This is a genomic window from Caenispirillum salinarum AK4 (assembly GCF_000315795.1).
GTDB classification, from domain to species: domain Bacteria; phylum Pseudomonadota; class Alphaproteobacteria; order Rhodospirillales; family Rhodospirillaceae; genus Caenispirillum; species Caenispirillum salinarum.
The window spans coordinates 153,793-167,428 of sequence record NZ_ANHY01000008.1; the positions used below are offsets into that span (position 1 = coordinate 153,793).

The 13,636-nt window shown below is 70.3% G+C and carries 11 protein-coding genes; 6 read left to right on the plus strand and 5 right to left on the minus strand.

Annotated elements, in window-relative coordinates; genetic code table 11:
- Nucleotides 1-77: 77 nt before the first annotated feature.
- The gene (locus C882_RS10365; protein WP_009540549.1) at nt 78-1,244 is read right to left on the minus strand and encodes an MFS transporter; all 1,167 of its coding nucleotides are present in this window, start codon (nt 1,242-1,244) and stop codon (nt 78-80) included.
- A 73-nt stretch (nt 1,245-1,317) separates the two neighbouring features.
- The gene (amrS, locus tag C882_RS10370) at nt 1,318-2,418 is read right to left on the minus strand and encodes an AmmeMemoRadiSam system radical SAM enzyme (RefSeq protein ID WP_009540550.1); all 1,101 of its coding nucleotides are present in this window, start codon (nt 2,416-2,418) and stop codon (nt 1,318-1,320) included.
- Nucleotides 2,419-2,605: 187 nt separating this feature from the next.
- On the opposite strand from amrS, the gene amrB reads away from it, so the two are divergent.
- From amrB to C882_RS10400, 6 genes are all read left to right on the plus strand, one after another.
- Nucleotides 2,606-4,018, plus strand: a complete 1,413-nt coding sequence (gene amrB / locus C882_RS10375; protein ID WP_009540551.1) for an AmmeMemoRadiSam system protein B — start codon at nt 2,606-2,608, stop codon at nt 4,016-4,018.
- 80 nt (nt 4,019-4,098) lie between these two features.
- Nucleotides 4,099-4,887 carry a 3'(2'),5'-bisphosphate nucleotidase CysQ gene (cysQ, locus tag C882_RS25430; RefSeq protein WP_009540552.1) on the plus strand — a complete coding sequence of 263 codons (789 nt, stop codon included), beginning with the start codon at nt 4,099-4,101 and terminating at the stop codon, nt 4,885-4,887.
- Nucleotides 4,884-5,843 carry an L-threonylcarbamoyladenylate synthase gene (locus C882_RS10385; RefSeq protein ID WP_009540553.1) on the plus strand — a complete coding sequence of 320 codons (960 nt, stop codon included), beginning with the start codon at nt 4,884-4,886 and terminating at the stop codon, nt 5,841-5,843. Before cysQ ends, C882_RS10385 begins: the two co-directional genes overlap by 4 nt.
- Before the next feature lie 91 nt (nt 5,844-5,934).
- The gene (locus tag C882_RS10390) at nt 5,935-7,374 is read left to right on the plus strand and encodes an FAD-binding oxidoreductase (RefSeq protein WP_009540554.1); all 1,440 of its coding nucleotides are present in this window, start codon (nt 5,935-5,937) and stop codon (nt 7,372-7,374) included.
- Nucleotides 7,375-7,455: 81 nt separating this feature from the next.
- Complete coding sequence (locus tag C882_RS10395; RefSeq protein ID WP_009540555.1) at nt 7,456-8,547, plus strand: AI-2E family transporter; 1,092 nt, start codon at nt 7,456-7,458, stop codon at nt 8,545-8,547.
- Nucleotides 8,548-8,611: 64 nt separating this feature from the next.
- Entirely contained in the window at nt 8,612-9,535 is a 924-nt protein-coding gene (locus C882_RS10400) for a PhzF family phenazine biosynthesis protein (RefSeq protein WP_009540556.1), read from the plus strand.
- Here C882_RS10400 and C882_RS10405 read toward each other — a convergent pair.
- From C882_RS10405 to C882_RS10415, 3 genes are all read right to left on the minus strand, one after another.
- Nucleotides 9,532-9,783, minus strand: coding sequence for a hypothetical protein (locus C882_RS10405; protein ID WP_009540557.1), 252 nt, complete (start codon nt 9,781-9,783; stop codon nt 9,532-9,534). The two genes, C882_RS10400 and C882_RS10405, sit on opposite strands and share 4 nt — an antisense overlap.
- Nucleotides 9,780-10,493 (minus strand): trypsin-like serine peptidase, encoded by a 714-nt coding sequence (locus C882_RS10410; RefSeq protein WP_009540558.1) that lies wholly within the window; start codon nt 10,491-10,493, stop codon nt 9,780-9,782. The genes C882_RS10405 and C882_RS10410 overlap by 4 nt, the downstream gene beginning before the upstream one ends.
- A gap of 192 nt (nt 10,494-10,685) precedes the next feature.
- Complete coding sequence (locus C882_RS10415; RefSeq protein WP_009540559.1) at nt 10,686-13,478, minus strand: cation-translocating P-type ATPase; 2,793 nt, start codon at nt 13,476-13,478, stop codon at nt 10,686-10,688.
- Nucleotides 13,479-13,636 lie beyond the last annotated feature (158 nt).

The following is a 13,636-nucleotide window of genomic DNA, read 5'->3' on the forward strand; positions in this document are numbered from 1 at the left end:
CCGACTGTATCGCATCGGCGGGGGAAGGAAACCCCCGTCATGGCAGGTGGGCAACGCGCACGGCGTGCGCAAGAGGATCAGGCCCCGCGCCGGTCCCGCGCGATAACGAACAGCGCGATGATGGAGACGGCCCCCAGCGCCGCCGCCAGCCCGTAGTCAGCCGACAGGTCCATGGCGGGGCCGGAAACGGCCGGCCCCAGCATCGCGCCGCCGGTATAGAAGGCCACCGCCGCCGCCGTCGCCGCCGGCACGGCGTTCCCCCGGCGGAAGACCACGCCCACATGGGTCATGGTCAACGTATAGAGCGATCCGCCGACGCCACCCCACAGCAACGCCACCGCCCAGATGAGCCAGGGCGTGCCGGGTGTGAGCGCCAGCAGCCCCGCACCCATGGCCAGCAACACGGCCCCGCCCTCCATCAGCCGGCGCGGCGGAACCTTATCCGCCAACCAGCCCACCGGGTACTGCACGGCGATGCTGCCGACGGCGATGGCGGTGGGCATGAGGACGGCGGTGAAGGCGCCGAACCCCAGGTGGGTGGCCTGAACGGTCGACAGCGCCGTCATGCCGTTCTCGAACACGCCGCCGACGATCCCCGCCGCCGCCAGTCCCGGCGCGGCGATCAGCACCGCCAGCACGCCCCGCCCGAGCCGGCCGGTCTCCACATCGGACGTTGCCCGCCGCTCCGGCCCCGCGCCGCGCACCAGAAGCGTCGGCACCCAGGCCAGAAGCTCCAGCCCCACGGGAACCCACAGCGCCTGCGCCGGGGCCAGCGTGAACACGGCCGGAATGGCGGGGCCGGTGGCGAACCCCAGCCCGACGAGCGTCTGAAACAGGCCCGTGAGGCGGCCGATCTTTTCGGGCGGGGCGGATTCGGCGACCAGGCTGTCTATGGTCACCCACTCGATCCCCGCCGCCAGCCCTGCCAGCAGCGCCGCCGCCGCCCAGACCGCAATGCCGTCCCCCAGCGCGAACCCCAGGGCGGCGAGCGTGGACAGCACCATGCCGCCCTTGATGGCCGCGACGGCCCCGAACCGCGCCCGTAAGGCCGGCACCAGCGGCGACATGAGCAGGATGCCCAGGTACGGCATCAGCGCGACGGCGGCCACGGCCGATGCCGGCTCGCCCCGCGCCGTCAGCGCCACCGCCAGCACCGGCGGCACCAGCGACAGCGACACGATGCGGATGATATCGGCCGCGATCAGGCGCCACAGGGCGGCCAGCGGCAGGCGGGCAGGGGACACGGAAAAAGGGGCTCCCGACGGTTGCGGAAGCCCCTTCCTTGCCATGCCCAAGCGGAGAAGGACAGGGCCGCTTTTACGCCGCCGTCCCCAGATGCACCGGCCGGCGCTGGCGGCCCCAGGTGCCGGGGCGCGCTTCGAAGACGCCCGGAATGTGGGTGCCGCAGCTGCCGCAGTCGCCTTCCGGGGTCAGGTTCCAGCGGCCCAATTCGTACCAGTCGCGCTCGATCAGCAGAGCGTCGCAATGGGGGCACCAGGTGGAGCCGCCCTCGGCATCGTGGACGTTGCCCGTGTAGACGAACCTGATGCCCGCCGCCCTGGCGATGCTCCGCGCCCGGCTCAGCGTCTCCGCCGGCGTGCGGTGGATGTCGCGCATCTTGTAGTCGGGGTGGAAGGCGGAGAAGTGGATGGGCACGTCGCCGCCCAGGTTCTCCATGATCCAGCCGGTCATGGCCTTCAACTCGTCGTCCGAATCGTTCTGGCCGGGGATCAGCAGGGTGGTGATCTCGAACCAGACGTCGGTCTCGTGCTTGAGGTACTTCAGGGTTTCCAGCACCGGTTCCAGCTCGGCGGTGCACAGCTTCTTGTAGAAGCCTTCGGTGAAGGCCTTCAGGTCCACGTTGGCCGCGTCCATCTTGCCGAAGAAGTCGGGCCGCGCCTCGGGGGTGATGTAGCCCGCCGTCACCGCCACGGTCTTGATGCCGCGCGCATGGCAGGCGTCGGCCACGTCCGTGGCGTATTCCAGGAAGATCACCGGGTCGTTGTAGGTGAACGCCACCGACCGCGCGCCCACCTGCTCGGCAGCGCGCGCGATCATCTCAGGACTAGCCTGGTCCTGCAGCTTGTCGAACTGGCGCGCCTTGGAGATGTCCCAGTTCTGGCAGAACTTGCAGGTCAGGTTGCAGCCCGCCGTGCCGAAGCTCAGGATCGGCGTGCCCGGCAGGAAGTGGTTGAGTGGCTTCTTCTCGACGGGATCGATGCAGAACCCCGACGACCGGCCGTAGGTGGTCAGCACGATCTCGCCGTTCTGGGCGCCGCGCACGAAGCACAGGCCGCGCTGGCCGTCGTGGATCTTGCACAGCCGCGGGCAGACGCGACACTCCACGCGCCCGTCGGAAAGCTTCTGGAAATGGCGTCCGGTGACGGCCTCGGGGAAGGGGAGGTCGGTCATGGGCATGGCCCTCCTCGGTGGCCCCGCCGTCCGCTGGTCCAGACCGGACCGGCGGCAAGGGCGGTGTTACAAAAGGTGAACGAGAGATGGCGCGATGGCCCTGTTTCTGCAACGCCTGGACTGGTCGAATGGCACCCTTCGCCCTACCTTTCGCGTAAGATTTCCCAGACACCGTTCACGAGAGGAGCGCGCCATGACCCACATGCGCCCCGCGGCGGTGGCCGGCGCCTTTTATCCGGGCGACGCCGCCACCCTGACCCGCACCGTCGACGATCTGATGGCCGAGGCCCGCGCAGCCACGCCGGCCGAGACGCCCGTGCCCAAGGCGATCATCGCGCCGCACGCGGGCTATATGTTCTCGGGCCCCACGGCGGCGCTGGCCTATGCCCGGCTGGCGCCGCTGAAGGGGCGGGTCAAGCGCGTCGTGCTGCTGGGACCGGCCCATCGCGTGCCGTTCCGCGGCCTCGCCCTGCCCACCGTGGACAGTTTCGAGACGCCGCTCGGCCCGGTGGCCCTGGACACCGACGCCATCAACGACGTGGCCGAGCATGTGCCCGGCGCCGGCTTCTCGGACAAGGCGCACCAGCAGGAGCACAGCCTGGAGGTCCACCTGCCCTTCCTGCGCGCCATCCTGGGGCCGGAGCCCGAGGTGGTGCCGGTGTGCGTCGGCGATGCGAAGGCCGACGAGGTGGCGGCGCTGCTCGACCACCTGTGGGGCGGCGAGGAAACGTTGATCGTCATCTCGACCGACCTGTCGCACTTCCTGGACTATGACACCGCCCGCCGCGTCGACGCCGGCACGGTCGCGGCGGTGGAGCACCTGGACCCCTCGCGCCTGACCCACGAGAACGCCTGCGGCCTGACGCCCATGGCGGGGCTGCTCCTGAGCGCGAAAAAGCGCCGCATGTCCATCGAGACTCTGGACGCGCGGTCCTCGGGCGACACCGCCGGGCCGCGCGACCGGGTGGTGGGATATGCCGCCTGGGCGCTCTATGAACCGCAGGCGCACCGGCCGGAGGCTGCTGATCCGGAAGCGTCGGTGGAGGACATGCTGCGGGACCACGGCGCGACCCTGACCGGCGTCGCCCGCGAGTCCATCCGCCATGCGCTGTCGCACGGGCAGCCGCTGACGGTGGACGTCATGGCCCATGCCGCGCCGCTGCGGGCGAACGGCGCCTGTTTCGTCACGCTGACCACGGGCTCCGGCCACCTGCGGGGTTGCATCGGCAGCCCCCAGGCCTGGCGCCCGCTGGTGCAGGACGTGGCGGAAAACGCCTACCGGGCGGCCTTTCACGATCCGCGCTTCCCGCCGCTTATGGCCGGCGAACTGGCGGACCTGGGGTTGTCGCTGTCGGTGCTGACCCCGGCCATGCCGTTCCCGGTCGACTCGGAAGAGGACCTGATCGCCCGTGTCCGCCCCGGCGTCGACGGGCTGATCCTGGGCGACCGGGGCCAGCGCGGCCTGTTCCTGCCGGCGGTGTGGGAAAGCCTGCCCGATCCCCGCGACTTCGTCCGGCACCTGAAGCAGAAGGCCGGGCTGCCGGCGCACCACTGGTCGCCGACGCTGACGGTGGAGCGGTTCACGGCCAAGTCCGTGAAGGGGTAATGCCTCTCGCGTACTGACAACGGGCGCGGCGTGCGCTAAACCGGCCGGACACGTTCACCCTGCCCAGCCGGAGACCGCGCATGCCGCTTCCCGACCCGAGCCTCGACCTCGCCCGCCTGCTGGAGGACCTGCGTCCCGTGGTCCGTGAAGCGGGGGCGGAGACGCTGAAGGTCTACAACAGCGACTTCGAGGTCTTTCGCAAGGACGACGCCAGCCCCGTCACCGCCGCCGACCGCGCGGCCGAAGCGGTGATCCTCGAGGCTCTGGCCCGCCTGACGCCTGACATCCCGGTGGTGGCGGAGGAACAGGTGGACGCCGGCAACATTCCCGACATCTCCGGCGGCGCCTTCTGGCTGGTGGACCCGCTGGACGGCACCAAGGAATTCGTCAACCGCCGGGACGAGTTCACCGTGAACGTCGGCCTCATCGTCGACGGCGAGCCCGTGCTGGGCCTGGTCTACTGCCCCGTGCTGGACCGCCTGTTCACCGGCTGCGGTCCCGGCACCGCGACGCTGGAGGAAAGCGGCGAGCGGCAGCGCATCTCCGTGCGCGCGCCTGACCCCGACGGGCTGATCGTTCTGTCCAGCCGCAGCCACGCGAACTCGGAGGCATTGAAGGATTACCTGGGCGACAAGCCGGTGAAGCAGGTCATCAACGCCGGATCGTCGCTCAAGTTCTGCCGGGTGGCCGAGGGCGCGGCCGACATCTATCCCCGCTTCGGCCCCACCTGCGAATGGGACACGGCCGCCGCCCATGCGGTGCTGAACGCCGCCGGCGGATCGGTGACGCTGGTGGACGGGGCGCCGTTCCTCTACGCCAAGGACAGGTTCCTCAACCCGCACTTCATTGCCCGCGGAGCCCGCGCGTGAGCCGCATCCGTCCCGCCGCCGACGCCACGCTGGCCGAGGCCGGACGGCTTCTGCGGGATGGCGCGCTGGTGGCCTTCCCGACGGAGACCGTCTATGGCCTGGGCGGCGATGCCACCAGCGAATCGGCGGTGGCGGGCATATTCGAGGCCAAGGGGCGGCCGCGCTTCAATCCGTTGATCGTGCATGTGCCCGACGCCGCCGCTGCCGCGCGTCTGGTGGAGATGGACGACCGGGCGAAGGCGGTGGCGGATGCCTTCTGGCCCGGCCCGCTGACGCTGGTGCTGCCGCGCCGTGCCGACAGCGGCCTATCGCTGCTGGTGTCGGCGGGGCTCGACAGCGTGGCGGTGCGCGTGCCGGCGCATCCGGTGGCGCAAGGGCTTCTGCGTGCGGCGGGGCGCCCAGTGGCGGCACCCTCGGCCAACCGATCGGGCGCCATCAGCCCGACGCGGGCGGCGCATGTGGAGGAAAGCCTGGGCGATCGGGTGGCGCTGATCGTCGACGGCGGGCCGTGTGCGGTCGGGCTGGAGTCGACGGTGCTGGACCTGACGACGCCCACCGCCACCATCCTCCGCCCCGGCGCCATCACGGCCGCCGACCTGGAACCGCTCATCGGACCCGTGGCCGAAAGCGGCGGCGAGGGACAGGAGGCCGACCCCGCCGCGCCCAAAAGCCCCGGCCAACTCCTCAGCCACTACGCCCCCGACCGCCCGGTGCGCCTGAACGCGACGGCGGCCGAGCCCGGCGAGGCACTGATCGGTTTCGGCGGCACGGCGGGCGCGGAGGCGGACCTGTCGTCGGCGGGGGATGTGAAGGAGGCCGCGGCGGCCCTGTTCGCCACCCTGCGCGCCCTGGACCGGCCGCCGTTCACCGGCATCGCGGTGGCGCCCATCCCCGACGAGGGCCTGGGGCGGGCCATCAACGACCGCCTGAAACGGGCGGCGGCGCCTCGGGCTTGATGATGCGGGTGTAGCCAAGCCTTGCCCGCCGCCCGGACAAGGGCTAAATCACCTCCACGACGTTTTTCGCGCTGGAACGAGGGATAAGCCCGTGTCCGATCTTCTGGAACAGGCCGTCACGGCCGAACTGCTGGACCGCATCACCGAGGTCGTCGGGGCGAAGGGCATCCTGACGGCCGAGGACGACATGGCGCCCTTCATGGCCGAGGAGCGCGGGCTGTTCGTCGGCAAGGCGCTCGCCGTGGTCAAGCCCGCCACCGCGCAGGAAGTGGCCGAGGTGGTCAAGCTGTGCGCCGATGAGGGCGTGGGCATCGTGCCCCAGGGCGGCAACACCGGCCTGGTCGGCGGCAACGTGCCGTTCGAGCACGGCCGCGAGATCGTGCTCAACACCTCCCGCCTCAACCGAATCCGCGACATCGACCCGGTGAATTTCACCCTCACGGTGGATGCCGGCGTGGTGCTGGAAACCATCCAGCAGGCCGCCGACGAGGCCAATTGCCTGTTCCCGCTGGCCCTCGGCGCGCAAGGGTCCTGCCAGATCGGCGGCAACATCGCCTCCAACGCCGGCGGGGTGAACGTACTGAAGTACGGCAACACCCGCGAACTGGTGCTGGGGCTGGAGGTGGTGCTGCCCGACGGCACCATCTGGAACAACATGAAGTCGCTGGGCAAGGACAACACCGGCTACGCGCTCAAGCACCTGTTCATCGGCGGCGAGGGGACGCTCGGCATCATCACCGGCGCGGTGCTCAAGCTGTTCCCCAAGCCCGTGGAGCAGCAGACGGCGCTGTGCGCCCTGGACGACGTGCACGACGTGACCCGTGTGCTGTCCCAGGCCCGCGCATTGTCCGGCGATGCCGTGACGGCGTTCGAACTGATCGGCCGGTTCGGCATGGACCTCGCCGACCGCCACCTGGACGGCGTCTCCGATCCGTTCGAGGCGCCGCATCCGTGGTACGTGCTGGTGGAGTTTTCCTCCTCGCGGCCCGACGCCAACCTCCGCGGCGCTTTCGAGACCTTCCTGGAAAGTGCTTTCGAGGACGGCATCATCGCCGACGCCGTCATCGCCGAAAGCCTGGACCAGGGCAAGATGTTCTGGCGCCTGCGCGAAGGTCTGCCGGAAGCCCAGAAGCACGAGGGCGCGTCCATCAAGCACGACGTCAGCGTGCCGGTCTCCCGCGTGCCGGAGTTCCTGGACCGCGCGACCAAGGCCGTGACGGAGGCCATGCCGGGCATCCGCCCGTGTCCCTTCGGCCATGTGGGCGACGGCAACATCCACTACAACCTGACCCAGCCCGAGGGCATGGACCCCAAGGAATACCTGGGTCACTGGGACGCCATGAACCGCATCGTCCACGACATCGTGGTGGACATGGTGGGCTCCATCTCCGCCGAGCACGGCGTCGGCCGCCTGAAGGTGGACGAGATCGTCCACTACAAGCAGGCGGAAGAGATCGAGATGATGCGCCGCATCAAGAAGGCGCTCGACCCCAAGGGCATCATGAATCCGGGCAAGGTGGTGCGGGTGTAACCTCCCGCCTCAGGAAGACGTTGAAGAGGCGTCGGCCCAAGCGGCCGGCGCCTTTTTCACGCCCGGAGGCAAGCCTTGCCCGTGCACCCGGCCACGGAGCCGTCCGCCGCCCCGGACCCGAGACCGCCCGAGCGCCGGCCAACGTGGCAGACGGCGCTGATCGGGCTGTTCGTGCTGGCGATCTTCGCAACGCTTTACGTCGCATCGGCCCTGTTCATCCCCATTGCGCTGGCGGTGCTGTTCCGTCTTCTGCTCATGCCGCCGGTGCGCAAGCTCTCGCGTCTCGGCGTGCCGCGGGCCGCCGGGGCGGGGCTCGTGGTGCTGCTGTTCGTCGCCGCCATCGGCGGCGCGGCGACGTCCCTGGCCGCGCCTGCCTCGGCATGGCTCGACCGGGCGCCCACCAGCATGATCGTCCTGCGCATGCGGCTGGCGGAAATCCGCAAGCCCCTGGACGAGATCCGCGAGGCCACCGAGAGCATGGCCGAGGCGACGCAGGGAGAGGACGAAGGCACGCCCGAGGTCGTCGTCAAGCAGCCGGGGCTGGCGGAAAGCATGCTCACCCAGGCGGGAACGGTGGTCGCCTCGGGTGCGCTGATGCTGGTGCTGCTGTATTTCATGCTGGCCACGGGCGACAGCCTGCTTCGGTCCATGCTGCGGCGGTCCAGGCGGCGGGGAGAGCGCAAGCGCACCGTGGACATCTTCCGACGGGCGGAGCAGGACATATCCGCCTACCTGATTACCATCACGCTCATCAACCTCGCGCTCGGCATCGTCACGGGGCTGGCCATGTGGGCGCTGGGGATGCCGACGCCCATGCTGTGGGGGGCGCTGGCGGCCATCACCAACTTCGTGCCCTTCCTGGGGGCGGCGGCGACGCTGGTCGTGATCGGCGTGGTGTCGCTGCTGACGTTCTCGCAGATCAGCCTGGCGATCATCCCGCCGCTGGTGTTCTTCGGCCTGACGACGCTGGAAGGCCAGTTCGTCACCCCCAGCCTGATCGGCCGCCGCCTGACCATCAGTCCCGTCGCCGTGTTCCTGGCGCTGATGGTCTGGGGGTGGATGTGGGGCATTCCCGGCATGTTGCTGGCCGTGCCCATGCTGGCGACCTTCAAGATCGTCTGCGACAGTGTGCCGCGCCTCAACCACATCGGGGCGCTGCTTGATCGAAGATAGGATATATGGCCCTGGCTCCGGCGCGCCGTGCTGCTAGTCTGACGGCCGGAGAAGGAGGTTTCCCATGCGCCAGTACCATTTCCTCACCTGCGACGTCTTCACCGACACGGCCTTCGGCGGCAACCCCCTGGCCGTGGTGCCCGAGGCCGAGGGGCTGGACGACCGGACCATGCAGACCGTCGCGCGGGAGTTCAACCTGTCGGAGACCATCTTCGTCCTGCCGCCGAAGGACCCGGCGCACACGGCGTCGGTGCGCATCTTCACCCCGGCGCGCGAGCTGCCGTTTGCCGGTCATCCCACCGTCGGCTGCGCCCTGACGCTGGCGGCGCTCGGCCGGGTGGAGCGGGACGAAGACGGACGCGGGGCGCTGACGCTGGAGATGAAGGCGGGGGCGGTGCCTGTGGCTCTTGACCGCGACGGCTCGGGCCGCCCGACGGCCACCTTCACCGCCCCGGGCATCCCCTCGCTCAGCACCGAGGGCCTGCCGCCCGCGCGGGCGATCGCCCGGATGCTGGGCCTGGAGCCGGGCGACGTGGTGACGCGCGAGCCCTTGAGCCCTGCCGTCTGCACCGTCGGCGGCGTCGCCTTCGCCGTGGTGCCCGTGGCGCCGGACGCGCTGTCGCGCATCCGCCTGAACAGCGCGCTCTACGAAGAGTACAAGCAGGCCGGTGCGCCCGACCCCTATGTGGTCGCCCTGGACGATCCGCAACGGCCGAGCGCGGTGCACGCCCGCATGTTCGCCCCCGCCATGGGTATTCCCGAGGACCCGGCCACGGGCTCCGCCGCGACGGCTCTGGCGGCGTGGCTGGACCGGGTGCAACCGGGCACGGGGCGCGAGACGCTGGCCTGGACCATCATCCAGGGCGCGGACATGGGCCGCCCCAGCACCATTGGCCTGGAACTGGACCGCGAGGACGGCGCCATGACGGCGGTGCGCATCGGTGGCTCGGCGGTGATGATCAGCGACGGGACGCTCGCGCTTCCTTAGATGAACGCATCCACCAGCAGCCGCAGCGCCACCAGCGATGACGACGCCGCCGTCGCCAGGGCGGCGCGGCGGTTGAGCAGGTTGGAGCGGTTGATGCCCGTCGCCAGCCGGTTGAAGTCCTGGTAGTCCAGGTCCTCTTCCTTGGAGACGCGGCGCTGCGGCCGCTGCCCGGCGGCGTACCAGAGCCAGGCGGCCGCCAGGGCGGCGAGGGCGGCGCAGATATCGAGGATGAAAAGCGCGGTGGTCATGGCGAAACCTCAACGCCCTCCACCGCTTCGGCGCTCACCAGAAGCCCGGCGCCGTGGCCGTCGGCGGTGGTGACGAAGCCGCTGACGACCCCCACCACCACCGGCCCCTCGGGCCCGTCCTGCAGCACCGGCGCACCGGACGTGCCGCGCGTGGTGTCGCAGCGGTGCAGGCGCAGGTCGGGCGCGCCGGCCGGCGTCGCCAGCGCGCAATCCTCCGACAGGCTGAGCAGGTGCGGCCGGTTCTGGCTGTAGCCGGCGATCACCGCCGGCAGCCCGTCATCGGGCCGGCGCACGGGAAGCGGCGGGACGGGCAGGGTACCGTCGAGGTGCAGCACGGCCCAGTCCGCCGCCTTCCCCTGCTCGGACAGGGGCGGGGCCTGGATGCGGGCGACGCGGCCGTGGGCGATGAAGTCGCCGCGCCGGTAGCCCGCCACGAAGTGCAGTTCCGACACCGGCAGATATCGGTTGCCCGGCCGCGCCGTCAGGCAGTGGCGCGCCGTCAGAACGCGGTCGGGCGCGATCAGCGTTCCGGTGCAGAACCCGCCCCGCGCCCGGTTCACGCGCCCCAGCGCCGACCACGGCGCCGCCGCGCTGTCCAGCATCACCCGGTCGTCGCCGCCGATGATGCCCGGCAGCAGCGGCCGCCCGGCCTCCGCCGCCGTGGCTGGCGCGGCGGCAAGAAGCGCCAGCAGCATCAGGATCGTGCGCATGATCTCTCCCTCTTTCCCCGGCCCGATCATCGCGGGATGGCGGCCGGGAGGCAAGGGGGCGGCGCGCTGTCGCCGGCCGCAGGCTCGCTCCTACAGGATGCCGAACACCATCAGCAGGACCACCGTCAGCACCACCGAGACGGCCAGCGATCCCAGGCAGCCAAGGCGGTTGGAGAAGAACACGAACATGGTCTACTCCTCTGCCCGGCGCGTCTTGCCGCTGCGGCGGCGCCAGAAGGTTTTCTCGACCTCCACGATCAGGAAGATGCCGACCAGCGCCGCGGCGATGATGGCCCAGTACATCAGCGGCATGGCGGTGCTGCCGAACAGGTACTGCATGGGGCCGGTGTAGGTCCAAAGGACCTGCGCGGCGATCACCAGCCCGGTGGCGATCAGCGCCGGGCGCGACCCCGCCAGCCCCTTGGCCGACAACGACCGGTCGGTCAGCTTGCGGATGTTGAACAGATAGGCGATCTCGCCGGCCACCAGCATGTTCACCGCCGCAGTGCGCGCCAGCTCCGCGTTCCCTTCCGAGCCGCCGCCGGCGTACAGGAAAATGCCGAACACCGCGCCCACCAGCAGCAGCGAGACGAACACCACGCGCCACACCAGGAAGCGCGTCAGGATGGGCTCGTCCGGGTCGCGCGGGGCGCGGGCCATGACGTCGTCCTCCGCCGGCTCGAAGGCCAGCGACAGGCCCAGCGTCACCGCCGTGACCATGTTCACCCAGAGAATCTGCACCGGCGTGATCGGCATGGACATGCCCAGCAGGATCGCCGCCATGATGGACAGCGCCTCGCCGCCGTTGCTGGGCAGCAGGAAGGTTATGGCCTTGCGGATGTTGTCGTAGACCGTCCGGCCTTCCTCCACCGCGTTGGCGATGGAGGCGAAGTTGTCGTCGGCGAGCACCATCTCGCCGGCCTCCTTGGCGGCTTCGGTGCCCTGGATGCCCATGGCGACACCCACGTCGGCGCGCTTCAGCGCCGGTGCGTCGTTGACGCCGTCGCCGGTCATGGCGCACACCGCGCCCTTGGCCTGGATGGCCTGCACCAGGCGCAGCTTGTGCTCCGGCGAGGCGCGGGCGAAGACGTCGACCTCGGGCACCTTGTCCTGCAGCCCTTCGTCGGAGGTGTCGCCGATGTCCTTGCCGGACATGGGATTGTCGGTGTGCTCCAGCCCGATCTGGGCGCCGATGGCAGCGGCGGTCAGTGCGTGGTCGCCGGTGACCATCTTCACATGGATGCCGGCGTCGTGGCAGCGCCGGACGGCATCGATGGCGCTCTGCCGCGGCGGGTCGAGCAGGCCGACCAGCCCCACCAGCACGAGGCCGCTCTCGACCGTGTCCTCGGACAGCGACCCGTCGCCGGCGTCGGGCTTGTCGGCCAGCGCCAGCACGCGGACCCCGCGTGACGACAGGTCGTTGACCCGCTTCTCCCAGCGGTCGCGGTCGATGTCCCTGTCGCCTTCGGCGGTGGCGACCTTGTCGCACATGTCCAGGATCACGTCGGGCGCGCCCTTGACGTGGATGACGCTGCCGCCGCCCTCGGGGTCGCGGTTGAGCGTCGCCATGTACTTGCGTTCGGAATCGAAGGGAATGACGTCCTGCCGCTCGGCCTTCCGGTGCAGGTCCTCCAGGTCCATGCCGGCCTTGGCGGCGGCCACCACAAGGGCGCCTTCCGTCGGATCGCCGGCGATGGTCCATTCGTCGTCCTTCTGCTCCAGCGCCGCCTCGTTGCACAGGGCGCCGGTCGACAGGAAGCGGCGCAGCAGCGGCGCGTCGTCCAGGCTTTCGATCGCCTCGCCCTTCTCGCGCCGCTCCCGGCCGTCCTGCTCCTCGTCGTCGCGGCCGGCGGTGCCTTCCTCCACGAACCGGAAGTCGCCCTCGGGCTTGAAGCCGGTGCCGGACACCTCGACCTCGCCGTCCTCGACCGCGACGATGCGCGCCGTCATCTCGTTGCGGGTCAGCGTGCCGGTCTTGTCGGTGAAGATGGTGGACACGCTGCCCAGCGTCTCCACCGCCGGCAGCCGGCGGATGATGGCGTTGCGCTTGGCCATGCGCTGCACGCCCAGCGCCAGCGTGATGGTCACCAGCGCCGGCAGGCCCTGCGGAATGGCGGCGACGGCCAGGCCGACGCCGGCCAGGAACATCTCCTGCAACCCGCGCCCGTAGACCAGCGCCCCGAAGGCGCCCATGGCACCGGCGATGATGAGGATGATGACGGCCAGGATCTTGGCGAAGTGGTCCAGCTGCCGCATGAGCGGCGTCTGGGTTTCCTCCACTTCCTCCAGCATTTCCGAGATGCGGCCGATCTCGGTGCGCTTGCCGGTTTCGACCACCACCCCCTCGCCGCTGCCCTGGGCGACCATGGTGCCGGCGTGCGCCAGGCTGGAGCGCTCGGCCAGGTCGGTGTCCTCGTCCACCGCGTCGGGGGTCTTGTCCACGGCCTCAGACTCGCCGGTCAAGGCGGCTTCCTGGATGCGCAGGCGGTTGGCATTTAGCAGGCGGATGTCGGCCGGCACCCGGTCGCCCGCCTCGATGGCGACGATGTCGCCGGGGACCACCTCCTCGGCGTCGATCTCGCCCTTGGACCCGCCGCGCTTGACCGTGGCCTTGGGCGAGAGCATGCCCTTGATGCTCTCCAGTGCCTTTTCCGCCTTGCCTTCCTGGTAGAAGCCGATGATGGCGTTGATGATGACCACGCCGAAGATGGCGCCGGCATCGATCCACTGGCCGAGCACCGTGGTCACGATGCCCGCGATGATGAGGATGATGATCAGCACGTTCTGGAATTGCGCCAGCAGCCGCTTCCACCACGGGCGGGCCTCTTCCTGCCGCAGGATGTTGCGGCCATGCTTTTCCAGACGCTGCTTTGCCTCGTCGTCGCCAAGACCCTCGCGCCGGGAGTCCAGCCGCTCCAGGGCGTCGTCGCCGGAGAGGGCGTGCCAGGCCGTGCGCTCGTTGTCCTCCTGCGCGGCATCCTTCATGGGAGTCCGGGTCCTTCCATTCCTGGTCGTGCAGAGTCCTCAGTGCAAGAACCAGGGCCGGCGGTGGAAAGTTGCCGCGCTGCCGCTGCGGCGGTCGTCGCCGATGCGGGGCGGACGGCGCGGCGCCATTGCCCGCCGCCCCCTTTGTTGCGACCATG

Excerpts from the sequence above, each read along its gene's own strand:
- C882_RS10415 (WP_009540559.1), bottom strand. The coding sequence starts at position 13,478 with ATGAAGGATGCCGCGCAGGAGGACAACGAGCGCACGGCCTGGCACGCC.
- C882_RS10405 (WP_009540557.1), bottom strand. The coding sequence starts at position 9,783 with ATGACCACCGCGCTTTTCATCCTCGATATCTGCGCCGCCCTCGCCGCC.
- C882_RS10410 (WP_009540558.1), bottom strand. The coding sequence starts at position 10,493 with ATGCGCACGATCCTGATGCTGCTGGCGCTTCTTGCCGCCGCGCCAGCC.
- cysQ (WP_009540552.1), top strand. The coding sequence starts at position 4,099 with ATGCCGCTTCCCGACCCGAGCCTCGACCTCGCCCGCCTGCTGGAGGAC.
- amrB (WP_009540551.1), top strand. The coding sequence starts at position 2,606 with ATGACCCACATGCGCCCCGCGGCGGTGGCCGGCGCCTTTTATCCGGGC.
- amrS (WP_009540550.1), bottom strand. The coding sequence starts at position 2,418 with ATGCCCATGACCGACCTCCCCTTCCCCGAGGCCGTCACCGGACGCCAT.
- C882_RS10400 (WP_009540556.1), top strand. The coding sequence starts at position 8,612 with ATGCGCCAGTACCATTTCCTCACCTGCGACGTCTTCACCGACACGGCC.